The sequence below is a fragment of the Ferrimonas gelatinilytica genome (genome assembly GCF_039544205.1).
Taxonomy (GTDB): domain Bacteria; phylum Pseudomonadota; class Gammaproteobacteria; order Enterobacterales; family Shewanellaceae; genus Ferrimonas; species Ferrimonas gelatinilytica.
Map to the genome: position 1 here is coordinate 523726 of NZ_BAABLF010000005.1, position 25376 is coordinate 549101.

Annotated in this window: 25 protein-coding genes; 8 read left to right on the plus strand and 17 right to left on the minus strand. The window is 59.5% G+C overall.

Annotated features, from left to right (window positions below):
• Positions 1-56 precede the first annotated feature (56 nt).
• The 4 genes from ABD997_RS04785 to ABD997_RS04800 form a co-directional block, all read right to left on the minus strand.
• A complete protein-coding gene (locus ABD997_RS04785) occupies positions 57-2039 on the minus strand; it encodes a DNA topoisomerase III (RefSeq protein WP_345315863.1) in 1983 nt (660 codons plus the stop codon).
• Between the two features lie 138 nt (positions 2040-2177).
• Positions 2178-3017: a 23S rRNA (adenine(2030)-N(6))-methyltransferase RlmJ gene (locus tag ABD997_RS04790; protein ID WP_345315864.1), complete on the minus strand. Its 840-nt coding sequence runs from the start codon at positions 3015-3017 to the stop codon at positions 2178-2180.
• Positions 3018-3164: 147 nt separating this feature from the next.
• Positions 3165-3740, minus strand: coding sequence for an elongation factor P-like protein EfpL (gene efpL / locus ABD997_RS04795; RefSeq protein ID WP_345315865.1), 576 nt, complete (start codon positions 3738-3740; stop codon positions 3165-3167).
• A 327-nt stretch (positions 3741-4067) separates the two neighbouring features.
• Positions 4068-4199, minus strand: a complete 132-nt coding sequence (locus ABD997_RS04800; protein ID WP_345315866.1) for a hypothetical protein — start codon at positions 4197-4199, stop codon at positions 4068-4070.
• 515 nt (positions 4200-4714) lie between these two features.
• Between ABD997_RS04800 and ABD997_RS04805 the strand changes: the two genes are divergently transcribed.
• On the plus strand, positions 4715-6259 hold the full coding sequence (locus ABD997_RS04805) for a glycerol-3-phosphate dehydrogenase/oxidase (protein ID WP_345315867.1): 1545 nt from the start codon (positions 4715-4717) through the stop codon (positions 6257-6259).
• 90 nt (positions 6260-6349) lie between these two features.
• Here ABD997_RS04805 and ABD997_RS04810 read toward each other — a convergent pair whose 3' ends face one another.
• On the minus strand, positions 6350-6838 hold the full coding sequence (locus tag ABD997_RS04810; RefSeq protein WP_345315868.1) for a gamma-glutamylcyclotransferase family protein: 489 nt from the start codon (positions 6836-6838) through the stop codon (positions 6350-6352).
• Positions 6839-7175: 337 nt separating this feature from the next.
• Here ABD997_RS04810 and ABD997_RS04815 point away from each other — a divergent pair, with 337 nt between their 5' ends.
• From ABD997_RS04815 to ABD997_RS04825, 3 genes are all read left to right on the plus strand, one after another.
• Positions 7176-7343 carry a hypothetical protein gene (locus ABD997_RS04815; RefSeq protein ID WP_345315869.1) on the plus strand — a complete coding sequence of 56 codons (168 nt, stop codon included), beginning with the start codon at positions 7176-7178 and terminating at the stop codon, positions 7341-7343.
• A gap of 127 nt (positions 7344-7470) precedes the next feature.
• Entirely contained in the window at positions 7471-7833 is a 363-nt protein-coding gene (locus ABD997_RS04820) for a DUF2750 domain-containing protein (protein ID WP_345315870.1), read from the plus strand.
• Positions 7834-8018: 185 nt separating this feature from the next.
• Entirely contained in the window at positions 8019-8921 is a 903-nt protein-coding gene (locus ABD997_RS04825) for an alpha/beta fold hydrolase (protein WP_345315871.1), read from the plus strand.
• A gap of 6 nt (positions 8922-8927) precedes the next feature.
• Here the strand turns inward: ABD997_RS04825 and ABD997_RS04830 are convergent, their stop codons facing one another.
• Both ABD997_RS04830 and ABD997_RS04835 read right to left on the minus strand, forming a co-directional pair.
• Positions 8928-9143: a hypothetical protein gene (locus ABD997_RS04830; RefSeq protein WP_345315872.1), complete on the minus strand. Its 216-nt coding sequence runs from the start codon at positions 9141-9143 to the stop codon at positions 8928-8930.
• Between the two features lie 126 nt (positions 9144-9269).
• Entirely contained in the window at positions 9270-10502 is a 1233-nt protein-coding gene (locus ABD997_RS04835) for a magnesium transporter (protein WP_345315873.1), read from the minus strand.
• A gap of 106 nt (positions 10503-10608) precedes the next feature.
• Between ABD997_RS04835 and ABD997_RS04840 the strand changes: the two genes are divergently transcribed.
• Together ABD997_RS04840 and ABD997_RS04845 are read left to right on the plus strand one after the other, a co-directional pair.
• Complete coding sequence (locus ABD997_RS04840; RefSeq protein WP_345315874.1) at positions 10609-11229, plus strand: glutathione S-transferase family protein; 621 nt, start codon at positions 10609-10611, stop codon at positions 11227-11229.
• Between the two features lie 73 nt (positions 11230-11302).
• Positions 11303-11830: an RNA methyltransferase gene (locus tag ABD997_RS04845; protein ID WP_345315875.1), complete on the plus strand. Its 528-nt coding sequence runs from the start codon at positions 11303-11305 to the stop codon at positions 11828-11830.
• Between the two features lie 377 nt (positions 11831-12207).
• Here the strand turns inward: ABD997_RS04845 and ABD997_RS04850 are convergent, their stop codons facing one another.
• The 6 genes from ABD997_RS04850 to ABD997_RS04875 form a co-directional block, all read right to left on the minus strand.
• A complete protein-coding gene (locus ABD997_RS04850) occupies positions 12208-12963 on the minus strand; it encodes an enoyl-CoA hydratase/isomerase family protein (RefSeq protein WP_345315876.1) in 756 nt (251 codons plus the stop codon).
• A 24-nt stretch (positions 12964-12987) separates the two neighbouring features.
• Entirely contained in the window at positions 12988-14334 is a 1347-nt protein-coding gene (locus ABD997_RS04855; RefSeq protein ID WP_345315877.1) for a serine hydrolase domain-containing protein, read from the minus strand.
• 62 nt (positions 14335-14396) lie between these two features.
• Entirely contained in the window at positions 14397-15998 is a 1602-nt protein-coding gene (locus ABD997_RS04860) for an AMP-binding protein (RefSeq protein WP_345315878.1), read from the minus strand.
• Positions 15999-16185: 187 nt separating this feature from the next.
• Positions 16186-16659, minus strand: a complete 474-nt coding sequence (locus tag ABD997_RS04865) for a MaoC family dehydratase (protein ID WP_345315879.1) — start codon at positions 16657-16659, stop codon at positions 16186-16188.
• Positions 16660-16798: 139 nt separating this feature from the next.
• Positions 16799-17260, minus strand: a complete 462-nt coding sequence (locus ABD997_RS04870) for a MaoC/PaaZ C-terminal domain-containing protein (RefSeq protein ID WP_345315880.1) — start codon at positions 17258-17260, stop codon at positions 16799-16801.
• Between the two features lie 141 nt (positions 17261-17401).
• Positions 17402-18616: a CaiB/BaiF CoA transferase family protein gene (locus tag ABD997_RS04875; protein ID WP_345315881.1), complete on the minus strand. Its 1215-nt coding sequence runs from the start codon at positions 18614-18616 to the stop codon at positions 17402-17404.
• 598 nt (positions 18617-19214) lie between these two features.
• On the opposite strand from ABD997_RS04875, the gene ABD997_RS04880 reads away from it, so the two are divergent.
• Positions 19215-20084 carry a hypothetical protein gene (locus ABD997_RS04880; protein WP_345315882.1) on the plus strand — a complete coding sequence of 290 codons (870 nt, stop codon included), beginning with the start codon at positions 19215-19217 and terminating at the stop codon, positions 20082-20084.
• Between the two features lie 202 nt (positions 20085-20286).
• Positions 20287-21882 (plus strand): ABC-F family ATPase, encoded by a 1596-nt coding sequence (locus ABD997_RS04885; RefSeq protein WP_345315883.1) that lies wholly within the window; start codon positions 20287-20289, stop codon positions 21880-21882.
• A 69-nt stretch (positions 21883-21951) separates the two neighbouring features.
• On the opposite strand, the gene ABD997_RS04890 is transcribed toward ABD997_RS04885, so the two are convergent.
• The 4 genes from ABD997_RS04890 to ABD997_RS04905 form a co-directional block, all read right to left on the minus strand.
• The gene (locus tag ABD997_RS04890; protein WP_345315884.1) at positions 21952-22521 is read right to left on the minus strand and encodes a cytochrome P460 family protein; all 570 of its coding nucleotides are present in this window, start codon (positions 22519-22521) and stop codon (positions 21952-21954) included.
• Positions 22521-22781: a DUF3081 family protein gene (locus ABD997_RS04895; protein WP_345315885.1), complete on the minus strand. Its 261-nt coding sequence runs from the start codon at positions 22779-22781 to the stop codon at positions 22521-22523. The genes ABD997_RS04890 and ABD997_RS04895 overlap by 1 nt, the downstream gene beginning before the upstream one ends.
• Before the next feature lie 70 nt (positions 22782-22851).
• Positions 22852-23520: an exonuclease domain-containing protein gene (locus ABD997_RS04900; protein ID WP_345315886.1), complete on the minus strand. Its 669-nt coding sequence runs from the start codon at positions 23518-23520 to the stop codon at positions 22852-22854.
• Positions 23517-25364: a DUF294 nucleotidyltransferase-like domain-containing protein gene (locus tag ABD997_RS04905; protein WP_345315887.1), complete on the minus strand. Its 1848-nt coding sequence runs from the start codon at positions 25362-25364 to the stop codon at positions 23517-23519. Before ABD997_RS04905 ends, ABD997_RS04900 begins: the two co-directional genes overlap by 4 nt.
• Positions 25365-25376 lie beyond the last annotated feature (12 nt).

Genomic DNA, 25376 nt, shown 5'->3' on the forward strand with positions numbered 1-25376 from the left:
CGTGTGGCACCAACCGCTCTCTTCGCCTTGGCCCAACCTCCGCAGGCGCGGCCTGTTCAAGAAGCCGAACTACGGGACGCGCTGTGCTTCGACGTCCCTTTCCCTTTACGCCTGCCCGCCACCCCAGATCCACTGCGACGACCACTGCCCTTTCGGCCTCGCCTTACCGGCGCCGGGATCCCGGACAGGGAGGTCGGGGGAGAGGCGGTCCGGGCAGCCTCTACCATCTGCGCTATCTGTTGTTCCAGTGCCACCATGAAGGGGCCATACGCAACCCTCTTCTGTGCCATCTCCTGCAGCTGGCTCTCCCAGCGCGCGGTCATATCCGGGTAAGTGGCGCTCTCGGGCAGTGCCCCGATCAGCCCCCGACCTGCGCTGGTGGCTCGGATCGCCTTGCCTTCCCGGCAGAGAAACCCCCTCTTAAACAGCAGCTCCAGGATCCCCGCCCGGGTCGCCTCGGTGCCCAGACCATCGGTTTCACGCAGGATCCCCTTGAGGGCCGGATCCTGGACAAAGCGGGCAATGCCGGTCATCGCCTGCAACAGGGTGGCCTCGGTGAAAGCTTTGGGCGGCTCCGTCATGCAATCTTTGATCTCGCTGCCACTGCAAATGAGCGTCTCCCCCTCAACCAATGAGGGCAACGTCTGGCCGGTCTCCTCCTGCTCCGCTGGCGGGCTTTTTCCCAGCAGGGCGCGCCAGCCTGCAACCTTAAGTCGTCGGCCCTTGGCCACGAACTCGCCTCCGGCGATCTCAAACACCAGGTGCGCATGAGCAAAGCGGGCCGCAGGATAAAACTGCATCAGGTACTGACGGGCGATCAGCCCATACACCTTGGCCTCACTGGCGGAGAGGGCCTTTGTCGAAGCCCGCTTAGCGGTGGGGATGATGGCGTGGTGGGCCGTCACCTTGGCATCGTTCCAGCAGCGGCCACGCAGTGACAGGTCGGCACCGGACGCCGCCTCTGTCAATGGCGGGTGGTTCTGAGCGATGGCGGACACCACCGACGGCGCTTCGGCCCTGTGGTCCTTGGGCAGGTAGCGACAGTCCGAACGAGGGTAGGTGATCAGCTTGTGGCCCTCGTACAGCTTCTGGGCACAGGCAAGCACCTCGCTGGCGGAGAGCCCGTAGCGTTTGGCCGCATCGATCTGCAGCGCCGACAATGAATAGGGCAGCGGCGCCCCCTGGGACTTCTCCTCGTAGCTGGCCGTCACCACCTTGGCGGGCTGATCCTGGATACGCCCCGCAACGTGCTCCGCCAGCTTGCGGGCCAGCAGGCGACCATCCTCGTCCAGCCAGGCGGCGCAGGCATCGCTGGGCTGCCAACGAGCCCGTATGGGCCCCTCTTCATGGGCGATCAGGGCATCAAGCTGGTAAAAGGGCCGTGGTACGAAGGCCTCGCTCTCGGCATCGCGCCGAACCACCAGGCCCAGCACCGGCGTTTGCACCCGCCCCACGGATAACACCCCGGTGTATCCGGCCCTCCGCCCCAGCAGCGTGAACGCCCGGGAGAGATTCATACCGTAAAGCCAGTCGGCACGGCTGCGGGCCAGCGCCGAGACCGACAGTGGAATGTAATCCCGGTTCGGCTTGAGCTTACCCAGGGCGCGACGCACCGCGTCGGGGTTGAGATCGGCAATCAGCAGCCTCTGGGTGGCGGCTTTACGCTCGGCGCTCACACCCAGGTGATCGATCACCTCGTCCACCAGCAGTTGCCCTTCGCGATCCGGGTCCCCGGCATGAACCAGGGTGCCCGCCTGCTTGAGCAGTTTGCGGATCACCGCCAACTGCTTCCCCATGCCACGGCGTGCCTTGAGCTGCCACTGGCTCACCTGGATCGGCAGATCCTCCATTCGCCACTGCTGATACTTGGCGTCATACTCCTGGGGTTCCACCTGCTCAAGCAGGTGGCCGACACACCAGGTGACGCAGTCGCCATTACCCACTTCGATATAACCCTCATGCGGACGATGGGGCTTGGGCAGGACCGCCGCTATGGCGCGTCCGAGGCTGGGTTTTTCTGCAATATAAAGATGTTCCATGGCGGGAGCCGCGACAAGTGTTAAAAGCAGAGTACCCAAGGCGTTGGTGACTGGCAACAAAAAGCCTGTACTTATGTACAGGCTTTTGGGAGATAAAGCCGCCGCGCGGGGCGGGGCCTCGTTAAGCCCGCGGCGCGCCTACTCGGGCACCATCCACTCCAGCCGGAAGCGAGCCTGGGGAGACTGCGCCAGGGTCTGGGTCAACCAGGGCAACAGCGTTTGCATCTGCTGCTCCAAGGTCCACGGCGGGTTGATCACGATCATTCCCGAGCCGGTCATTCCCCGCTCGTTGCTGTCCGAACGCACGCAGAGCTCTATCTGCAGGATCTTACGTACACCGGATTGCTTCAGCTGCCGTTCGATAAAATCGACATCCTGCCGATACACCACCGGATACCAGATGGCGTAGGTACCTGTGGCCCAGCGCTTGATCCCCGCCAACACCCCTTTCACCAGATCCCGGTATTCATCCTTGAGCTCGTAGGGCGGGTCGATCAATACCACACCGCGGCGCTCCTGCGGGGGAAGGCTGGCCTTCAAACGCTGGTAGCCATCCTCCTTGAAGATCCGAGCACGCCGATCGCCACTAAACTCCTGCATCAGTCTCGGGTGATCGCTTGGATGCAGTTCGGTCAAGACCAACCTGTCCTGCTCCCGCAACAGGCGCTGAGCGAGCAGAGGACTGCCCGGGTAGTAGCGCAGATCGCCATTGGGGTTCAACGCTTTTACCGCCTTGAGGTAGGGGTGCAGCGGTTCCGGGCAGTCCTGCTGCCACAAACGCCCTATCCCGTCGACATACTCCCCCGTCTTTTCGGCGTGGGCATCTTTGAGATCGTAACGGCCCGCACCGGAGTGGGTGTCGTGGTAAATGAAAGGCTTGGGTTTGGCTTTGAGCGCCTCGAGGATCAGTGCCTGAACACTGTGCTTAAGCACATCGGCATGGTTGCCCGCATGGTAACTGTGACGGTAGGAGAGCATGGATAAACTCGTGAAGAAAAGTTGCGCCTATTATCGCCCAAGCACGGGGAAAAAACCGCTTCCCGATAGCGCTTGGGGTGAGCAAAGGCCGTGGCTCGACACAAAAAAGCCCGAAGCAGTGCTTCGGGCTTCTCAAAGAGCTGAGGCCTATTTGCCGTCGGCACGGCTCATGAACTTCCCTTCGGCGGTGTTGATCTTGATCTTTTCACCGTTGGAGATGTATTCCGGCACCTGAACCACCAGCCCCGTGGTCAGGGTCGCGGGTTTGGTCCGGGAGGTCGCCGAGGCGCCCTTGATAGAAGGGTCGGTCTCGACGATCTCCAGTTCCACGGTGGAGGGCAGTTCAATCGCCACCGGCATCTCATTCACCGTCAGTACCTGCAGGCCCTGGGTCTCCTCGGTGATGTAGAGCAGCTCCTCGGCGATGCTCACCTTGCTGAAATTGAACGGGGTGTAGTCTTCGTTATCCATGAACACATACTCGTCCCCATCCACGTAGGAGAAGCTGACCTGCCGTCGACTAAAATCCGCCAGGGTGATCATCTCCTCCGCCTTGAAGCTCTCGTCCGCCTTGGCGCCGGTGGCCACGTCATAGAGGCGCATCCGGTAGAGACTGGCACCGGCACGACCACTGGGGGTCAGCTTGCTGATCTCTTTAACAAAATACACTTTGCCGTTGTGTTCAATGACGGCATTTTTCTTTACTTCACTGGCCTTTGGCATGCTTAAAACGTCCGGTTAGCGTGTTTGCAAGCAAACTACCATTTAATCAGTTTTAGGCAAGTCCCATCGGAGCGTTCTGTAGCCACATGAAAAGGGCAACGGCAGGAAGCCATCGCCATTCAAAATTAGGACTTGGGGCCGGGAGGTTGGGCCAAGCGATCCGCCAGTTTATCGATGGCCTTATCGACCAGGGGGCTTACGACGGGCACCAGCAGTGCGGAAACAATCAGGCAGGTCAAAATCATTCAGTGGTCATGCCAGCATCCTGCCGACCCTCTCTTCTCATACTTTAGTCTAATAGGTTAGCAGCCTGACGGCTGAGGCTTATCAATCGTCCTGACGAACGCGGCGCTGTGGCAACCGGGGAGCCGCCGTAAACGCCCAAAGCAAACGGGCACCGGGACGGACCAGACGCACCACGGGAATGGCCAACAGGGCCAGTAAAAACGCTTCGATCATCCAGGAACTCCTCACCACCGACAGAAAAGCCGGCTCCTAAGAGCCGGCGGCGCGCATCCTAACAGCCCCTGGTGAAAAAACAAACGGATCCACATCACAGTTTCCCCTCCCATCGAAGCAGATTTCCGAAAACTGCTGTTTATAAGACAAAGTTTTCCTGAACTTAATCCGAATGAGCCTTTGCCTAACGGCGGCACAGGCTTTTCTCTTAATCCTTTGTACGCCATTCAACTCGCGCCCTGGCGCAAAGCCAGGCCAGACCGCTATTCATACATTTATTAACAATTCGTTGAGCGTTATCCCCTCAAAACCCCATGCCAGCTTCATATAATGGTGCCTGCCGTGTGAGGTAACGCATTACAGAACCTTCACACAGGTCCCCTTGGTTTCTCTTCCTCTGTGGGCACCCGAACGGGTGCTTTTTTTTTTGCGCTTTTCATCTCCTGCTCAAGCCCCTCGCCCACATCCATATAAACTGAAGATAATCTTCGTTTCGCAACCGGTGAGGAAAGCCGATGGGCAACGCATCTCGACAAGGGTCGCTCAAGCCCCCTCCCAGCCTGACCGAGGTGGTGACCCGCACCCGGGCCTCACTGCACCGGCAGCCCCGTTACGATGTGATCGTCATTGGCGGGGGGATCACCGGAGCCGGGATCGCCCGGGAGAGTGCCCGACGTGGCTGGCGCACCCTCCTGCTGGAGCGGGATGATTTTGCCGGCGGCACCTCCAGCGTCAGCTCCAAGATGGTCCATGGCGGCCTGCGCTACCTGGCCCAGGGCCAGTGGCGCCTGACCCGGGAGGCCGCACAGCAAAGGGAGGCTCTGGTACACCGATGGCCGGATCTCATCACCCCCACGCCTTACTACTACCTCTACCAGCCCAACGACTGGCGCCAGAGGATAGCCTTACCCATCTGCCTGATGCTGTACCACTGGCTCTCAGGGGCCCCCTCCCACCATCGACCCAGCCACCATGATGCCGAAGCTCTGCGTGGGCGCTTCGCACCACTGGCGCTGCCTGACCATTCGCAGGCATGGCAATACTATGACGCCCTGTGCGACGACAGCGCCCTGGTCCTACGTACGCTCCAGGAAGCAGCGGTGCATGGTGCAGAACTCAGCCACTACACACCGGTAACGGGCCTACTACGCCGGCAGGGAAACGTATGTGGTGTTTGCGTACGAATCGCGGAGCAGGAGAAGCCATTAGAAGCGTCGATGGTGATCAACGCCACCGGCGTGTGGGCGGATGCTCTGGCTCCACTGCCGCCGGGTTGCCGACTGCGGCCCCTTCGTGGCAGCCACCTGATGTTCCACCGCCGGGATCTCCCCCTGGCGGCGGCCCTGACGCTACATCATCCCAAGGATAATCGGGTGGTGTTCTGTTACCCCTGGAGGGGCCACAGCGTCATCGGCACCACAGATCTGGATCACCTGGCGGATAAGTCAGAGCCCGCCCGCATGAGTTCCGCCGAGCGTGATTACCTGATGGCCCTGCTGCCACAGTTGGGCCTGAAGACTGATCTTCCGGTGCTGGCCAGCTGGTCCGGACTCAGGCCCATCTTGCAACCGCTCAACACCAAACAGACCCCCTCTTCCGCCAGCCGCGAGCACCTGGTGTGGGAGGAGTCGGGTCTGGTCAACATCACCGGCGGGAAACTGACCACCTTCGTCCCCATGGCCGACGAGACCCTCGCCCTGGCCGAGTCTCAGGGACGGCTGCCTGCGGCCCGGCCAGCAGAGGACCAGGTCCTGGGTCCTCCACGGCTGGAACCGGGCACCGCCATCGGTGACAGTGACATCCAGGATTCCACCCTGAGCTACTGGGCAGAACACGGCGCCATCGTTCAGTTGGCGGATCTGCTGGTGCGTCGTACCCGGCTGGCCTGGACGCTCGGCCCGGATTTAGAACGGTTTCAAGGCCCGATACGAACCGCTTGTCAAAAACAGCTGGGGTGGTCCGACTCCCACTGGCAGGCTCAGTGGCAGGGGATGCTGGCCCAATCCTGCTCAGCAGAATACGCCGCGTCCGAAACTGGGCCCATGACACTCTCGCGGTAAGCCATCACGGGCTAACCGGGTCGAAGCGCAGCAGCAGGAATCGATGCTGAGGCGTACGCTCAGCCGCCTCTCCCTTACGCCACCAAGAGATTACGCCCGATGAATCGCCTGCTGACGGTCCCGGCGCTCTGCGTCCGGGTCTTCCACACTGGGGGTCTGCGCGATCTGAGCCTGGTAGGAAAGGGGCAAGCCCAGCTCTCTGGCGCCCTGCAGCACATGGGCCTGGTACCAGTCAAAGGGTTGTAAGCTGAAGTCATGTCGCGTCGCGACGTAGAGAAACGCTGTGGGCGCCCCCTCCCCCGGGAGTAGCAGGGAGCGGTGACAATATCCCTGCCCCACCCCTTCAATGCGATCCAGGGTCGCCTTGGCCAGATCATCGATCCAGTAGAGGGCACCCCAGAGCCGGTGGCGAGGGTCGCCGGTATAGAAGGCATCGCATTTCCCGCTGCCATCCTGGCCGACCTTGTGAAAACGCAACTGGTATCCGGCCAGAGCCAGGGCGCCAAGCCGCCGCGCGCCGGCCACCCGGGCAGCGAGCCGACGGCTGGACATGTTTGAGCCGTACGCGTAGTAATACATCTCTTCTCCATCCACATGTTCCTGTCCAGCGTAACAAACAGCCGCCAGGACAAACAAAGTTGTTGCCAACATGCAACCCGACCGATATAGTCTCTCCTCCTTCCTATCCCAACAGGGATCTGGCAGCGCCCTCCCGGCGCGGCCCATGCCAAACGGCATGGAGAATGAGCAAGCTGAATTAACGCAAGACGATGCGCCACAAGGGTGATGTGCGCGCCCATCTGACCAACCTCGATTCCTCTCTAGAGCGTTTTAAGACCCTTCGTCGTACGGTAACTCGGCTTATTTAACCCTATGCTCAATGCACTGCGTTTGAGCCTGATTAAGTGAGTTTTATATGACCGTAACCATTAACGGTGCCACCGTGACCATCGCGTACCCGGTGCACTCCATCTCGGTACACAAGAACCGGGTCGCCTTCGAAGATGCCCAGGGCGGCAAGCATGCGGAACTGAACAGCGCCCAGCAGCGCCGTGATTTCATCGACCTGCTAACCCATAACTGAGTCCTGAAACGCCCGCCGCCCCGCCACGCTTTATCATGGGAATCCTGCCCGGTAACCGGATCGGAATCGCGGCAGGGGGGCACGAGGCCTGATATACTGCCGCCAATTTCATACCGAGGTACCCGCCATGAGCGCCGACAACATTAAAAGTTTTTACAGCCAGAACAGCGAGCAACGCTACGACCTCGTGATTGCTCAAGCCAAGGCCCAGGGCAATCTATGGACGCTGGCTGACGACCAGGGATGCGTCATCGTTGAATCCGGCAAGGATGAGCAGTGTCTGGTGGTTTGGCATGACGAAGCGATCGCCCAGGACTGGGCTCAGAACGACTTCGACGGCTGCCGTCCCCTGGCGATCACCCTGGACGACTTCATCGCCAAGTGGGCCCCCGGTATGACCCAGGATGGCTTTGATGTGGCCGTTGCTCCCAGCCTCGCCGGCGAAGGGATCGTGGTCGCGCCCCAGGAACTGGCGGACGACCTGGCCTAAGCCCCGGCAACGCGCCTTTCAATAAAAAACGCCACAACCTCCGGGTTGTGGCGTTTTTTTGTCGCTAAGAAGCCGGCCCCTGCCCGATGAAGCAACGGGATAATGGTCACCGACTCTACATCCGCCGTATTTCATGTTATCCCTAATAGAGAGGCAGTAAGGACGCAGGCGCAGGATAGTACCCCATGCAGAACACCTATATTCCCGAACTGATGCACTGGTACCAGAGTGGCCAACTAAGAACCATTCAGGGCCACCAACTTTTCTATGGCTTACAGGGCGAGGGGCCTGTGCTTGTCCTGCTGCACGGGTTTCCCTCCTCCAGTTGGGATTGGCAATACCTGCTGCCGATGCTGACGCCTCACTACCGGGTGCTCTACCTGGATATGTTGGGCTTTGGGTTCAGCGACAAACCACGTATCGGCTACGGGATCCATGAGCAGGCGGACCGCGTCCTGGCCCTGATGCAGCATCTCAGCCTCAAACATGCCCACCTGCTGGCCCATGACTACGGCGATACGGTGGCACAGGAGCTCCTGGCGCGGCAGCGCCGGGGCAACAGCCCGGTCTACTGGCACTCCTGTGCCCTGCTTAATGGTGGCTTGTTTCCGGAAGCCCATCACCCCCTCAAGGTGCAGAAACTTCTCGCCGGTCCACTGGGGCCGCTGATAGTCCCGCTGCTGAGCCGCAAGCGCTTTGAACGCAGCATGATGCAGATCTGGGGCAATACCCCCCCGTCCCAAAATACGTTGCTGGGGATGTGGCAACTGCTCAACTACCACAACGGCACCCGTGTGATGCCGAAACTGCTGAGCTACATGGAACAGCGTCGCCTCTCCCGTGCCCGCTGGGTCAATGCCTTGAGCACCTGCCCGGTACCCCTGATGCTGATCGATGGCACCAAAGATCCCATCTCCGGCGAGTCCCTGGTGACACGCTTTCGTCAGCTTTGCCCGAACGCAGAATTAGTCACGCTGGAGGGGGTAGGCCACTACCCACAGCTGGAAGCCCCTGAGCAGGTGTTCGAGGCATACCAAGAGTTTCGTGCCCGACTGGAACAGAACGAAACGGTCAGCCATTGGGCCTGACCAGACTCAGGACTGAGCCCGCTCCGCGCCACGGTCGGCACGCAGGACCAAAATCACGATGTAAACGAATCCAAGGGGGGGAAGAAAACTCAGTAGCAGCGCGGTGAGGATAATGCGCCAGGAGTGTTCACTGCACTCGTTAGCGAGGTAGGCACTGAAGCCCACCACCATTACCGTAGAAATCAGCAAAAAATGAACCCAAAACTCCGTCAATAATGCCATGCGATCCTCCTTTTCTATCGCTCATGTATGCACTATATCAGTCAAACTGGCCCCTGTGGGGCCTGATTCGGTGGCCGAAGGTTATCCTTCCATTACTTGATTTATTCATATAAGACAGATAAATAGCTACAGTACCATCACAGTCGCCAGCATCAGCATCAGTCCCATGCCAAGGATGTCCGTAAAGGTTGAGAGGAAGATGCTGCTGGCCATGGCGGGATCGGCGCCAAAACGTTTCAACGTCAACGGCACCAGAACACCGAACAGGCCGCTGCCCACACAGGCACCCACCATGGCGATAAGCACCACCAACCCAAGCATGAGCGGACTGGCGGCACCGGTCATCCAGGCATAGAGGCTCATGGCAACGGCCGCCACCACACCGACGAAAAGACCATTTAACGCCCCCAGAGCGATCTCCTTGGCCAACAGGCGACGAATGGGAAAATTCGCCAGTTCCCCCAGCGTCATCCCCCTTAGGGTGATCGCCAGAGCCTGGCTGCCGGTGTTACCACTTTGACCGGCCAACACCGGCAGAAACACCGCCAGGGCGACGATCTGGGCAATGGTATCCTCAAACAACCCCACCACGAACGCCGCCGCGAAGGCCGTAAGCAGGTTGACCTGCAGCCAGGGGTGGCGTTTGACAAAGGCTTCCCGCACCGGCGTTACCAGCCGCTCCTCCTTGCTGATCCCCACCATGCTGCCACTTTGGGCCATGGTTTCCCGGGCCACCTGCTCAAACAGCTGCCAGCCAAACACCAGCCCCACCAGCTTTCCATCACCGTCGGTCACCGGGTAGAGGCGGTAATGACGCTTCAACGCGGACAATATTGCCGAAAAGATGGGGGTCTCCGGGGAGAGCGCAAAGGGCTCCGGGGTCATGATCTCCTCCATGGTCTGACCCGGGCTCGCCAGCAGCAGCTCCCGCATCACCACCACCCCCAGCAGACGCTGCCCCTTATCGACAATATAGAGGTAGGTGATCCCGGTCACCGGCAGGGTATGCACCAGGTAGTCCAGTGCCCCAGCCACCGTGGTTTCCGGCCCCACCACCCCCACCGGCGGCGACAGCAGATCCGCCACCGTGGTTGGCGAGGCTAAGGTGATCGCTTCGGTGGCCAGTTCACTCTCATCGGTCATCGAGCGCTCCCCGGTCAGCATGGATGCCACCAGCAACGCCTGCTCATGGGGCAACTCGGAGAGTTTTTCGTGTATGTAGATGGGGGCCTTGCCCCGCAGGAGCCGCGCGGCCACCGCCGGTGTCAGCGATTGCCAGGTATCGCCTTCCGGGCTCACCCCCGGCCCGGTATCGTCCCCAATTACGCCGTCCTGGCGCGGGTCTGAGCCTGTCGTCATGATCGCGTTCCCATGGTCAAAGGGTTAGCCTTAAACGTAGCGTTAATCGCCGCAACTCAGGTACCTTGGTAAGAAGTTCCCTCTTTCAAGTCACCAAGGACTCCCCATGCTGCTCTACGAGATGGCCATCACCCCGAGTGCCAAACGCGTCAATCTCTTCCTGGCGGAGAAGGGCCTGGAGATCCCGCGAAAAGAGATAAACGTGCGCGCCGGCGAGAACCTCAAGTCGCCCTTTTGCGACCTGGGGATCACCGGCAAGATCCCACTGCTGCAGCTGGATGACGGTACGGTGATCGAGGAGTCAGTGGCGATCTGCCGCTACCTAGACCAACTCTACCCGGATGATCTGGCACTGTTCGGCCGCGGGCCGCTGGAGCAGGCCCAGGTGGAGATGTGGCAGCGCATCGTCGAACAGCGTGGCCTGGAGATGGCCGCTCAGGCTTTTCGTCATCTCAGCGGTGTCTACCGGGACAGAGAGAACTGCGTGGCCGACTGGGGAACCGAAGCCAAGTTGAGGCTGGAGCAATTTTTGCCCAAGCTGGATTGGCGGTTGAGCCAAACTCTCCACGTCGCCGGTGAGCACTTCAGCATCGCCGACATCACCGCCCTGGCGCTTTGGAGCATGCTGGCACGGCTGGATCTGAACGATACCCCCTATCCGCACCTGTCCGCCTGGGCAGCCCGCCTGCAACAGCGGCCAGCGGTGCGGGCGATCATGTCGTCCTGACAGCAGCAGCGGGATCCGCTATACTCCGCCGCCCAAAATTCCAGGCAGCAGTGTAAGCAGGCAGCAGTTCACCATGACGGTTCAAATTGGTCTCACTAACCCCAAAAGCCCCAGCAACATCGGTGCCGTAATGCGCGCCGCCGGCTGCTACCAGGCGGACGCGGTGTTCTACAGCGGTGAACGCGCTGTCCGCGCCATGAAATACCATACCGACACACAGAACGTGGCAGCGTCTATCCCCCTACGCCATGAGGCGGACCTGCTGTCGGCCATTCCGGCAGACGCCAAACTGGTGTGCGTCGAGCTGGTGGAGGGCGCAACCCCCTTGCCTCATTTTGACCACCCGGAGCACGCCTTCTACCTGTTCGGGCCGGAAGATGGCAGCCTCAGCCAGGCGGTGATCGATCGCGCCGACGCCGTGGTCTACATCCCCACCGTCGGCTGCATGAACCTGGCGGCCACGGTGAACGTTTTGCTCTACGACCGCCTCGCCAAGGGGCACGGCCAGGTTCAGGCCGGTGATGCGCTGATCCGGCAAAGCCGGGATACCAATAATCGGGCTCGCGTTCCCGCCAGTGCCGATCCCGCCCAGATAGGGTAATCAGTGCGATCCCCTGTCATAGCGGACATCACCGCAGTTTGGGAGGCATCACCGCAGCTGAGGGGCAGAGGATGCGCTTCGTCCGACGCCTTGCAAAGGGGCATGTTCATCTCGACCCCAACTACCGCTCGGATTATTGTGTGTACACACCGAGTCGCCGAATCACCGGATATCAACGCCACGAGCGTTCGCTGATAGTCAATCCGCTGACGGTATCAGCGCGATTTTTGCATCGTCGATGTCGCCCATGACAAACAGAAACGCCGTCGCGTGAGCGACGGCGTTTCGTATCAGTAAGAAGGTAAATCATTCGAGAAGCCCTGTTACCAGGCTGCGACTGGCGGACCTCCCGAGATCGGCAGCCCCTCTCTTTGTGGCTATTTTGCCTTCCAGTTTGGTGCCCGCTTCTCGGCAAACGCCAGGGCCCCCTCTTTGGAATCCTCTGTCTTCATCAGCCACTCGAACGCTTCATGCTCAAGGTTGACGGCCTCGGGCAGGGGCTTATCCAGACCCTGCAGAACCACAGACTTCATCTTTTGTACCGCCAGCGGCGCGCTCTTAATGATTTCACCAGCAATCTTTTCGCAGGTTGCCATCAGTTGATCGGCCGGCACCATGTGGTTAATCAGGCCCAGGCGATACGCTTCCGCGGCGTCAATACGATTCCCGGTGTAGAGCAGTTCAAGCGCGTTCCCCAAGGGGATAACCCGGGGCAGACGCTGCGTTCCATGACCGCCGGGGATCCAGCCAAGCCGGATTTCGCCGAAGCCGAAGTGGGCATCCTCAGATGCCACCCGAATATCGGCCCCCAGTGCCTGCTCAAGCCCGCCACCATTACAGTGGCCATGGATGGCGGCGATCACCGGCTTGCTCAGGGTCAGCAAACGGGGATAGAGACGATCTTCGAAGCCATCTGCCTCAGGGGACTTCACCCATTTGACGTCCGTCCCCACACAAAAAGCCCGCCCTTCACCGCTGAGGATTCCGACCCGTAAGGAGGGATCGCTATCCAGCTCGTCCCAGGCATCCGCGATGGCGTTATACGTATCACCATCGCAGGCATTCAACACATCCGGGCGATTGATCTTGACATGGACAATGCCATTGGACTTTTCGACGATAACCTTTTGCATAATATTTCCTTTAACACGTAGTAATTAATCGGTGTTCTGTAACCTTTGTTCAGGCTCAAACAAGCCAGAGGTCGCAATAGGGCGAACGAATCGATGGGCCGAGAGGTCTTCGTTGTTGACGTTAAAATAAACGATCACCAGATCCCGCGCGGGTGACACGTAAAGCCCCTGCCCCATCAGGCCAAACTTCATCATGTCCCCATCCGGCCAGATGAGATCCCACTGCCGGCTGTTGGCGATGAAATCCTCCGTACCAACGCGATCCGCGAACACGGGGCCATCAAACCCGGCCATCATAAATTCGTGGCTTCGCACCTCTTCACGAATGCGCTTGAGGATCGCGTCCGAGACCACCTTCTCGACTGCCGTCTTATCCCAACTCGGTGTATAGAGCATGCCGAAGCGGGCAAAATCCCTGAGATTGCTCGATACCAGTCCGTGTGCCGCCGCGATACCGTCCGGCGTCAGGTGGATCTGCAACACGCCCTCGGCACCCACTTTCGACCAGACCCGGCGGTCGAAGATCTGGGCCCAGCGTTCACCCTCAACCGCCTCGGCCAGGATCACCAGCATCTGCGTCAGGCCGGAGGCATAATGGAAAGCCAAACCGGGCTCGGTTTTCTTCGGCGTGCTCCTGAGCACATCCCTGAGCGACTCCACTCCCCGCGTCTCGTTCTCGAAGCCAAACTCAGACTCGTAAACCCGGCGTGCAATGTTATCGGGTTCGAAGCGTGACTCCGTGGTGTCCTCCAGATCCATGCCGCTGGCCATATCCATGACATCCCGAGTGGTGACGCCATCCCAGTCCGTGCCCTTGAAATCGGTCAGGTACTTGGTGATGGGCGCGTTCTCGTCGATTTTTCCTTCGCTGATCAGTTGATCGATCACCAGGCTGGCCATCGGCTTGGCACAGGACATCCAGAGATGATGATCTTCGGGCCGCAGCCGTGGATACTTTTCGTAGACGATCTCGCCCTTGTGAACCACGAGAAACGCTTGGGCAAAATCCGCCTGCTGGAGGAACTGGTCCAGGGTCAAAGACCCCTTCAGCTTACTGACCTCCATCATCGGCGCCTTTACGGCGCCGATCTCCGGCATCGGATTGTGCGCCAACGGCATGACGCCCGGCCGCGAGGGGAGGATAGCGGTGGGCAAAAATTCAGATACCCGGACATTGAAATAGGCGGACACATCCCCGCCGGTGAACAGTTCGTTGTAACTGGCGTCACGGGTCTTTTTCTCTAGCGCCATCGGAAACCCGTCGACGAACTCGATCAGGGGGGTCGGTTGCTCCGCGGAAACCGACGGCGTGCAGAATAAACTGCCCGCCAACAGGCAGAAACAGGCGCGCTTAGCTTGGTAGCTTCTCATGGGTTTTTAACCTCTTCCTCTCGCTTAAGGGCGCGTTAAACGCCTGGGCTTCTATTGGTATTTCACGCTTTAGGGGCCCCGTCAGCCCCAAGCATCGGCAGCGTTTCACGCAGCTTCGCCTTGGCGATCCGATCCAGGGTTGAACGCGGGAACTCACTGACAATATGCACGGCTCTTGGAACCTTGAAGTCCGCCAGCTTTTCAGCGCAATGCGCGATCACCCGCTGGCTCAGCGCGTCGGCAGGCAGCGATTGGCTAGTCTCGTTTGGGCGAATAAACGCCACTGGCACCTCCCCCAGCATCTCGTGTTTCTGGGCCACCACCGCACACTCAAGAACAAGGTCGGTTTCATTGATCACCGTCTCAATCTCCAGTGCTGCCACATTCTCCCCACCGACACGGAGCATATCTTTGTCGCGGTTGACAAAGTAAAACCATCCCTGCTCGTCAGTGCGGACAATGTCGCCAGTGTCCAGTGCGCCGCTGGCATCAAATGCCTCCTTGGTCTTTTCCGGGTTCCGGTAGTACTCCTTGAACAGAGAAACCCCTCTCTCCCCGCGAATGTAGAGCAGGCCCTGTTCTCCCGGCCCCGCCAGGGTGCCGTCCTCTTTACGAACCTCGACGTCGTAAAGCGGAGACGGCCGGCCCATGGTGCCGGCGGGCCCCGGATGATCTGGATCCGTGAAGATGCAGGCGGACAAGGTTTCCGTCATTCCCCAAAGGGCCAGCGTCTGCACGCCGAACTCCCTCTCCGCATCGGGTAGACGCTCGAGCCCAACCAAGACACGCACCTTGTGTTTGGGCACCGGCCGACCTTTCAGCGCTTTGAAGGAGAACGGGATCATTGACGCCCAGGTCACCCCATGGGCGGCGCAGGCATCCCAGAATCGCGATGCGGAAAACCGGGGGTGCACCACCACGGTACCGCCGGACCATAGAGCCGACAGCAGGGTGATCTGTGCATTGGCGTGAAACAGCGGCATGTAGAGCAGGGTGACATCTTCGCGCCGCAGTCGCAGGTTGGTCGCCATCGACCTGCCGGCCCAAAGGGCATTGGCATTGGTCCAGAGCGTGGGCTTGGGCTTGGACGTGGTTCCGGAGGTGAACTGGACGGCGAAATCACGCTGCGGCTCTGGTTTCAGTGACGGCACCGGGGCATCAGCGAACACGGCATTAAAGGGCTCCGCCTCGTTTGCTTCGGCCCCATCTTCGGCCTTGGGATCCCCGGTCATGATCATGGGTACGGCTTTACCGCAGGCATCACGCACCACCTTTGCCAGTGATGGCTGGGTAATGACGCAAACGGGCTTCATCACCTCAGCGAAGTAGCGGACATTCTCCGGCACCGAGCGGGTATTGGTGGTCACCGGAATGGCACCAACATAGGCGCAGCCGAACCAGGCAGTGAGGAACTCCGGAGAGTTATCGAAGTGCATGAGCACAAAGTCGCCCAGCCGAACCCCTCGCGCATGCAGCCCCGCAGCAAAACGTTTGGCGGCATCAGCCAGCTCCCTGTAACTCCAACGGCGATCCTTTCCATCGAAAGGTGCCCAGACGACGGCGGTTTTGTCCGGCTGGCGCTCGGCCCACTGGTCGAGCAGCCAGGTCACGTCCATACCTCGGAACGCATCAAGCTTTGAATGGTGACCGACCTTTGTCTCCATCAAATACTTTCCTTTTAACAAGACAATGGAAATTCAGCGATAAACGGCTGTTTCCAGTCATGCCCCTTTCCCGAAGGCGGCACAGCCGTCAAATCTCAAACGTAACCCAGACCCATGGGCTATATCCCCAACCCGACTTGTCTGTGCCCCTGCTGCATCGATCAGGACAGGGGCAGCGCAAACCGGTTCAGGGATGTCTTTTTTCAACGTAAATCACGTGGTGGGCGACACAGACCACCTCATCATTTTGGTTGGTCGTGATCTTCTCTTCCGTAATCAGTCCGTGACTGGGCTGCTTGGGGTGGTCGCGCTTATCGATGACGGTGATCTTCACCTGGATGGTATCGCCAGCGAAAACCGGCTTCGGATAGCGGATCTTGTCATACCCGTAGGACATCCCATGCGGGTTCAGTGGCTCGCCCTGGATACACAACCCGGTGCTGATGCTGAATGTCGCATTGCCGTGGATAATCGGCTCTTTGAAGGGCTGTGTCTTACACCACTCCGCATCTGTGTGGTGCGGCATCCAGTCACCGGAGTGCATCGCATGCATGACGAAATCCGCTTCGGTAATCGTCCTGCCTGCGGTTGTCCGGGTCTCCCCAATCTCGAAATCTTCGAAAAATTTCGCAACCTCTTTGTACTTAGCAACTTCCGCCATTTCAAAATCCTGTCTGATGTTCTTGTCTTACCCGTATCTGGTAGTCCGTCGCAGGTGCCCCTTTCTGGGGCACCATCGGCGTTTACGCAGTCCCAGACACTCTTCGCCTGACCCAAGTCTTAGCCTGGATACCCCCCGTTTAGGCGGTAGGCGTTCTTCTTGTCGCGTAGAGGATGTGTTCAACAAACGCAACGGTTTCGCCACGCTGGTTGGTGGTCGTCTCGGTTTGCGTCAAAAGACCATGAGTCTTGCTTTTCGGGTGGTCCTTCTTATCGGTGATTTTCACCTCTACCTTGATGGTATCCCCGGGGAAAACCGGAGCGGGATAGCGGATTTTGTTGTACCCGTACGCCATGATGTTCGGGTTCTCCGACGACGACTGGAAGATCAAACCTGTGCTGATGCAGAAGGTCATGTTGCCGTGAGCAATCCGGTGCTTGAACGGTTGTGACTTGGCAAACTCTTCGTTGGTGTGGTGGGGCTGCCAATCACCGGAATGCATCGCGTGCATCACGACATCGGTTTCGGTGATGGTTCGAGCATTGGTCACAAATGACTCACCAATTTCGAAATCTTCAAAAAATTTGTTTTCTTCGCTCATCGCTTTTGCCTCGTTTCATTTCATTTCAAATCTGGGTTTTCGGCTTCCCGAAAGAAACCGCAATATAGGAGAGTGGCGGGCCTGGCTGACTCTGCTGTCAGTCGCGCTATCGCGCTCGTATCACAGGCCCGTTCGTCGCGATTAACGCGGCAAGCCTACGGCATGGCCCTCAGCCATTGCCTTAATCTCATCTTCGCTGTACCCCAGCGCCTTGAGTTCAGACATGGTGTGTTCGCCGATCCCCGGTGGGTTCTGTGGTTTGACCTTCTCGATACCGTTACCCCGAACCTGGATAGGACTGTCGATGGTACGGACCCCGTCTGCGCCCTCCACTTCCGGGAAGCAACCGTTAGCAATCATGTGCTCGTCCTGAGTACACTCAGCAGTGGTTTGAACCACACTGAAATTGACGTGGAAATTTCTCAGGCGCTCAGCCACTTCGGCCAGATCATGGTTGCCGATGATCTTCTGCATCTCGTCGAACAGTGCCTGGTGGTTCTTACCCCGTAATTGCGGGGTCGCGAACCTTTCATCCCCTTTGAGATGGTCGGCGCCAAAGGCATCGCGCAGGTTATCGACGTTATTGGGGTTAAGTTCCACGATGATGACGTAGCGATCATCCCGGGTTTTGAACACCCCACCGGTCACCGGGTTTGGCCACTCGGTACGGCTGAACTTCTTCATCGGCGGCGCGCCAACAAGCGCGGCCTGCATCAGAGAGCCATTCGCCCAGAGCCCGTTGTTCATCAGGGATGTGGACACCTCTGAGCCCTCCCCGCTGCGCTCCCGATGGAAAAGACCGGTCATCACGGCACTGAACAGGGCGGTGGCGGTGTTCATGTCACCGGTTCCCACCGGCAGGGGCACAGGAGAACCATCTTTGGGACGCAGCTCTTCCATAATGCCGGTACGGGCATACCAGGCGGTCATATCGAAACCGGGGGCATCCTTGTCAGGACCCTCCAGGCCAAATCCATTGATCGACGCGAAAACAATCTTGGGATTGACGGCCTTGATGTCGTCAAAGGTGTGGTGCAAGGCTTTTTGAACCTTGTGGGGTGAGTTGGTCAGGAAAACATCTGCGGTGGCAGCCAGTTTGAGCAGCACCTCTTGTGCCTTGGGGTCTTTGAGGTTCAGCGCAATGGATTTCTTGGACCGGTTTTGAATGTAAGTGGTCCACGGGATCTGGCTCGGTGGCAAGCCCGGGGTCATGTGCCCATAGCGCCAAGGGTCGCCGCTGGGCGGCTCAATCTTGATCACCTCGGCGCCAAGATCGGCGAGAATCACACTTGCGGATGGGCCCGCCGCCATGGAAGCGACCTCAATGACTTTAATGCCCTCAAGAACTTTTGACATCGTTGATGTTCTCCTTGCTGTGCAGTAGGAGGCGAACCAGGCAGGGTGCAGTCAAGTTTCAGAAAACAGAACTGGTTTACACCACGCCAAGAGCCTCAAAAAAGAAACCGGCGAATGAGCGTAACGCTCATGAATCTATAGCCAATCTTAGTCATCCTTGCTGACCGCAGGCTGAACAAGACTTCGTTCACTTTATGCGCGATTTTGATGCAAGCCAGTTCCCCAGCCGGCCTTCCCACAGATTTCAACTTCTGCACAGAGGCAAAAAAATGCCGCAAGGGCTGCTCTCCCTCGTTTGTATGAAAACCCCAGATCCGAACGGCCTCAGCTGACATCGCTCTGACTGATTCAACAGGCCGCATCTGAGTATCTGAAAGCTTTGTTTGGTGGGTGAGTGCCGGCTCTTTCCCCTGCTGACCACCTTTTAATAATCTGAAATCCCTCTCTTTTTACTACCCTTACACACTGGTCACTGCATTGGGCTAAGACAGGCCAGCAGTGCCCCCAACCGGGCCGACTAACCCATGCGTTAGCCTGTGGTTTTTTGCCAACTGCGGGTCGTCATACTTTTGATTCCAATAAGCACGGAGATGTCATCATGAAGCGCTCGAATTTCTGGGTTATGGGAGCCCTCCTGCTTTGCCTTCCGTCCATCTCGACCGCTCAAAACACCGGACAGGACGCCACACAGCCTCTCACCCGCTTTGATATCCGTTATCAGCACGATGCCCTGCCTTTCGACCTCTATCACAACAACTTCGATAACAAGAATGACACCGACACTATAGTGCTCCGCGCCGACGCACCGGTCTCTTTGGACGAAAATGGCACTTTGTATTTCAGGACCGACTTTCCATTTATCTCCAGCTCCTCATCCACCCCTGATCAGAACGGCAGTTTCGATCTCGGCAGTATCTACGCCCAAGCGATCTACATTGCGCCTGAGAAGTTTGCCATCGGTGGCAAATATATTTGGGGCGCGGGGCTGTCTGCGCAGTTGGGATCCGCCACCAATGGCAGGCAGAAAACCACCTGGATCCCGACTTTTGGCATGGCAATTCCCATCTATCCATTCGGCCAGGAACGTGGGGGTTCGGCATTTATTCCGATGTTTAAATACCTGATGGGCGACAGTGAGGCACTGCGCGGCGGTACGCTGACCTTCGATGAGATCAACGAGTTTCACTTCCTTCCCACCCTCAACTTCACACTGCCCTGGTCCTATTTCGAGGTATTTACGTTATGGGGCAATGAGGAGTGGCAATGGAGTTTCCAGGATGGGACCGTTCGAAACGAGCAAAAAAGCGGCGACTACTTCATCCCCTACGACATCACCATTGGCAAAATGATTGCCAACAACAACGTCATCATCTCGCTGAGTGCTGCCGGCCCCCTGCTCTACTCCGAAGGCTACAAGCAGTACGATCACCGGCTTATGTTCCGGCTCGGTTTCTTCTTTGGCCAATAAATGCCGTTGACTCTCGGCAACTTAAGCCAGGGGAGACAGGTCTCCCCAACCCGATATGGCAGCGCCAGCGCCAACCCGGCAACAACCTGTCCAAAGGTCGCCCCGGTTTCAGTTGCGCAATAAATCCACTTGCGCCGACGCCTTTGGATCGTTAGGCTTCGGCGCTGCGATCATTTCCACCCCTTATACCCAGGACGTTCCCGTGCTTTCTACTGCCAACATCACCATGCAGTTCGGTGCCAAGCCGCTGTTTGAAAATATCTCCGTCAAGTTTGGCGAGGGCAACCGCTATGGTCTGATCGGGGCCAACGGCTGCGGTAAGTCCACCTTCATGAAGATCCTCTCCGGCGAGCTGGAACCCTCCAGCGGCAACGTCTCTGCGGATCCCAACGAGCGCATCGCCAAGCTGGGCCAGGACCAGTGGGCGTTCGAGGCGTACACGGTGATCGACACCGTGATCATGGGCCATAAGGAGCTATGGGAGATCAAGGCGGAGCGTGACCGCATCTACAGCCTGCCCGAGATGTCGGAAGAGGACGGGATGAAGGTGGCGGACCTGGAGGTCCAGTTCGCCGAGATGGACGGCTACAGCGCCGAAGCCCGTGCCGGTGAACTGCTGCTGGGTCTGGGTATCCCCGAAGATCTGCACTTTGGCCTGATGAGCGCCGTGGCGCCAGGCCTCAAGGTCCGGGTACTGCTGGCCCAGGTTCTGTTCGCGGATCCCGACGTGATGCTGCTGGACGAACCCACCAACAACCTGGATATCCACACCATCCACTGGCTGGAGCAGGTGCTCAACGAGCGCCAGTGCACCATGATCATCATCTCCCACGACCGTCACTTCCTGAACTCCGTCTGCACCCACATGGCAGACATCGACTACGGTGAGCTGCGCGTCTACCCGGGCAACTACGACGAGTACATGATGGCCGCCAGCCAGGCCCGCGAGCGCCTGTTGGCGGACAACGCCAAGAAGAAGGCACAGATCGCCGAGCTGCAAGGCTTCGTAGCCCGCTTCTCCGCCAACGCCTCCAAGGCACGTCAGGCCACCTCCCGGGCCAAGCAGATCGATAAGATCCAGCTCGAAGAGGTGAAAGCCTCCAGCCGCCAGAGCCCCTTCCTGCGTTTCGAGCAGGAGAAAAAGCTGTTCCGCCAAGCCCTCGAGGTCACCGGGCTGGCCCAGGGCTACGACGGCGAGCTGCTGTTCCAGGGGCTGGATCTTAAGGTCGACGTGGGTGAGCGGATCGCCATCATCGGGGAGAACGGCGTCGGGAAATCCACCCTGATGAACACCCTGGCCGGCGTGATAGCCCCCAAAGCGGGCGAGATCAAATGGTCCGAAAACGCCAACATCGGTTACTACGCCCAGGATCATGCCGAGGACTTCGCCACCGACATGAACCTGTTCGACTGGATGGCCCAGTGGTCCAGCGAAGGGTCAGACGAGCAGACCATCCGCAGCTTCCTCGGCCGCATGCTCTTTGGTCAGAACGACATCAAAAAGTCCACCCGGGTGATCTCCGGTGGGGAGCAGGGGCGCATGCTGTTTGGCAAGCTGATGATGCAAAAGCCCAACATCCTGTTGATGGATGAACCCACCAACCACATGGATATGGAGTCCATCGAAGCGCTCAACACCGCGCTGGAGGAGTACCAGGGCACCCTGCTGTTTGTCTCCCACGACCGGGTATTTGTCTCCTCAGTGGCGACCCGCATCATCGAGCTCAAGCAGGATGGGATCACCGACTTCCACGGCACCTACGAAGAGTACCTGCGCAGCCAGGGGGTCGAGGGGTAATCCCGACGACCGCTACGCAAAACGCCCGCATCACTGCGGGCGTTTCTGTTTCTGGTCGCTCCTTTCGATTCAGGGCCAGGACGCCGGTTTGGTAAAGACCCAGTCCTGCCCCTTCACCGGCGTGTGGCAGTCGACACAGATGCCGTTGCCTTGGTTAAAGGGGGTCTGTTCCAGCCCCACCCAGCGGGCCCAGCCCCAGCCACCGCTGTCGGTAAAGCGTGCTGGGTCCTTAACCATAAACTCGGCATGGACGAACTGCTCCGGCCCCAGTGCGGCCGGCCACTGTTCCAGCGCTGCCGCCTTCCACACCACCTTGCCAAGCTTGGCCCCCGCCGGCCAGGGTCGGGTCTGGCCTGAACGGGCCGCCTCAACGGCGATATCATTACCGAGGATCACCCGGATGGTCTGATTATCGGTGCGTTGGGATACGGCGATGGTGCCCCACTGCTGCCAGCCTTGGGGATACTCAATTCCATGGGAGGGGCCGGGAACGGCCTCATCCGCCAGTAGGGGACTGGCCAAGAGCAGCGCAGCGACACCGCCACACAATAACGTTGCTCTCTTTCCCGCTACGCGTCCGCTTACGGCTCTCCCCGGCGCCCCAACCCTGCCTAACCACTGTTCAGTCACCTTTCTCATCACTCGGTCTCCCTATCCACTCGTTTAAGCTGCTCAACGAAACGCTCGAACTCTCCATTACTGGGCGAGTCCACCTTGTAGCTGTTGTGAAACAGCAGCGTCAGCGTTACCGTCCCGTTACCCAGGGTCAGGGTGTAACCATCAAACCCGCTGTTGGCCACCAGCCCCTGCCAGTGGTGATTATCCCCACGGCGCTCACCGTGGCGGATCACCTTGTCAAACACGCGCAACACCAGCCGAGTATCCAACGTATTCTGCATCGACGATGCTCCCTTTAGCCAAATGGGCGTTGCTACCTAGCGTAGTCACCCCTCTTTGCTAACGTCACCCCTAAGCGATCAGCGCCCCTATCTTGAGGGGATCCCGACCCGCCATCTCACTGCACTGCGCCAGCAGAAGTTCACCACAGGCGATGGCATCCACCAGGGCATTGTGGCCGGGGTAAACCGGCAAACCGTAACGTTCTCGACAACTGCCGAGGCGCAAGCCATCCCCGTGGGGGGTCGCACCGCGACGGGCGAAACGTTGCTGCTCCAACAGCAGGGTATCGATGAACAGCAGCGGCGGACGTTCCCCGAAGCACTCCAGGAATCCACGGCGCAAGAATGCCCGGTCAAGGGTGGCGTTATGACAGATCACCACCCTGCCCGACAACCGGGGAAGCAGTTCGGTCAACGCCTCGCACAGGGGCAACCCCTGCGCCATATCCCGGTCCCGGATCCCGTGGATGGTGCAGCTCTGTCCCACCTCACCGTCGATGCGCACCAACTGGTGCCAGGCGTGCGCCAGCTGCACGCGGCCGCCATCGATGGGAACCGAGGCGATGGAGAGGATCCTGTCCCGTTGCGGGTCCAGCCCGGTGAGCTCCAAGTCCAGGGCAAGCAGGGGCGCCTCCCGGTAGTCCCGGCCCAACTGCGGCCTTTCAGCCCGGTAGTAGGGTGTCAATGCCGGGTGGCGACTGCGCCGTCGGTACCAGAAGTGACGCCAGGCCGCCCTCATAGGCTTCGTCCATATTTCAGCTTAATCCCATCCTGGGCGCGGGCTACCACCGCAAACGCATCCTTGAGCTGGTGCCGAGTCAGGCCGGAGATCTTCGACGTGGGCAGCCAGTTACTGGGGCTCTCCCCCTCCTGCACCTGGCGCCCCTGGTTCTGCAGCCGCAGCGCGGCGATGAACTCCTGGGCATCCACCAGGTTCAGTGCATCCTTGCGGCTAAGCAGGCCGGCGTTCATCGCCGCCTGGATCCGCTTCGGCGTACTGATCTCGCTGCTGCCACAGGCCAGAGCATACAAGCGCGCGATGTCGTTGATGATCGCCAGTCCCTTATGCTTGAGATCCAGCGCCTTGCGCTGGGCACCGTCTCGCTCCAACACCAGCTGGCGAAAAAACCCCAGTGGAGGAACCGTCTTGGCGGCGTTGCCCGCCATCATTGCTAGGAAGATCTGGTTGTCCTGACACTGCGCCAGAACCGAACGCTGAAGCTGCTCCCCCAGTGCGGTGCGCCCCGCCACCGGGCGCAGATCGAAAAAGATGCTAGCGTGCATTACCGCCATCGGCTCCGGCTCCCGAGTCCAGCGTTCGAACTGCCTCTGCCACTGGGCCAGGGAGAGGCACCACTTGGGGTTCATCGCCATGATTTCGCCGGGACAGTGGACGTAACCCGCTTCATTCAGGCCATCGCAGACGTAACGGGCCAGGGACAGGAAGTAGTCACGCTCCACCTCATCGGGCTCCCGGGCCAGCAACAGGCCGTTATCCTGGTCCGACTTGCCCGCCTGATCCATCCTCGCCTGAGAACCAAACGCCAGCCAGCACCAGGGAAAGGGGGCCTCGCCGAGCTCCACCTGGCCCAGGTCCAGCAGACGCCGGGTCAAGGTATCGGTCAGCAGAGTCAACACCCGGCCGATCTCCTCCGCCCGGGCATCCGCCTGGATCAAACGCTGCATCAACAGGGGGAACTGGCCCGCCAGCTTGATCAGGCTCGCCCTGTCCTTCTGGCGCTCCAGCTCGCCGATCAGGTGAAGCGGATCGTTGCGCTGCAGCCGCACAATATCGGTGCTGGTAAGCACCCCCACGGCGCGCCCCTCCTCGGTCACGGGAAGGTGATGCACGTTGTGCTGGCTCATGACCAGTACCGCCTCGAACAGCAGCGTACTGGGCGCCACCGACACCGGCTCCGCTGTCATCGCTTCCGCCACCGCCAGGTCGCACCCCTTGCCCGGAGCCAACACCCGGTTGCGCAGATCCCGGTCGGTGAGGATCCCGCTCAGCCGCTCCAGCTCGGTGACCAGCAGGCAGCTGACCCGGGCCTCGCTCATTCTCTGTGCCGCCTGCTGAACCGTCATCTCTGGGCCGATACACTGCGGCGGCGAGGCCATCACGGAGCTGACTCGAGCGGTACTCTGGTGATCCCGGGCCAGGTAGCGGGCCGAGTGGCGCAACCGCTCCGCGTGCTTACGGTTGAAGAAGCGATCAAACTCGCGACTCTGCGCCCGAAGCTGACGAAAACTGCGCTCATTGAGGATGTACACCAGCCCATCCTCCAGCACCCGCACCACGGTGCTGACCGGCTCCCCGGTCAACAGCGAGGGGAAGCCGAAGTAGTCCCCCTCCCCCAGGCGGTCCAGCAGGTCCCCCTGCTGGCTCTGCACTTCGAAGGCGCCGTTGCGGACGATGTAGAGATGCGGGTTATCACTGTCCACCGGCACCTCGCCCTGGGCCTTGGCAAAGTAGGCGATCTCGATGCCCCGGGCCGCCTGTGCCAGTTGCTCCGGACTCAGGCAATCGAAGGGCACCAGGGTGCCGATAAAGTCCTCGATGGGAGCCAACTCCGATGTGTTCATGTCTACCTCTCT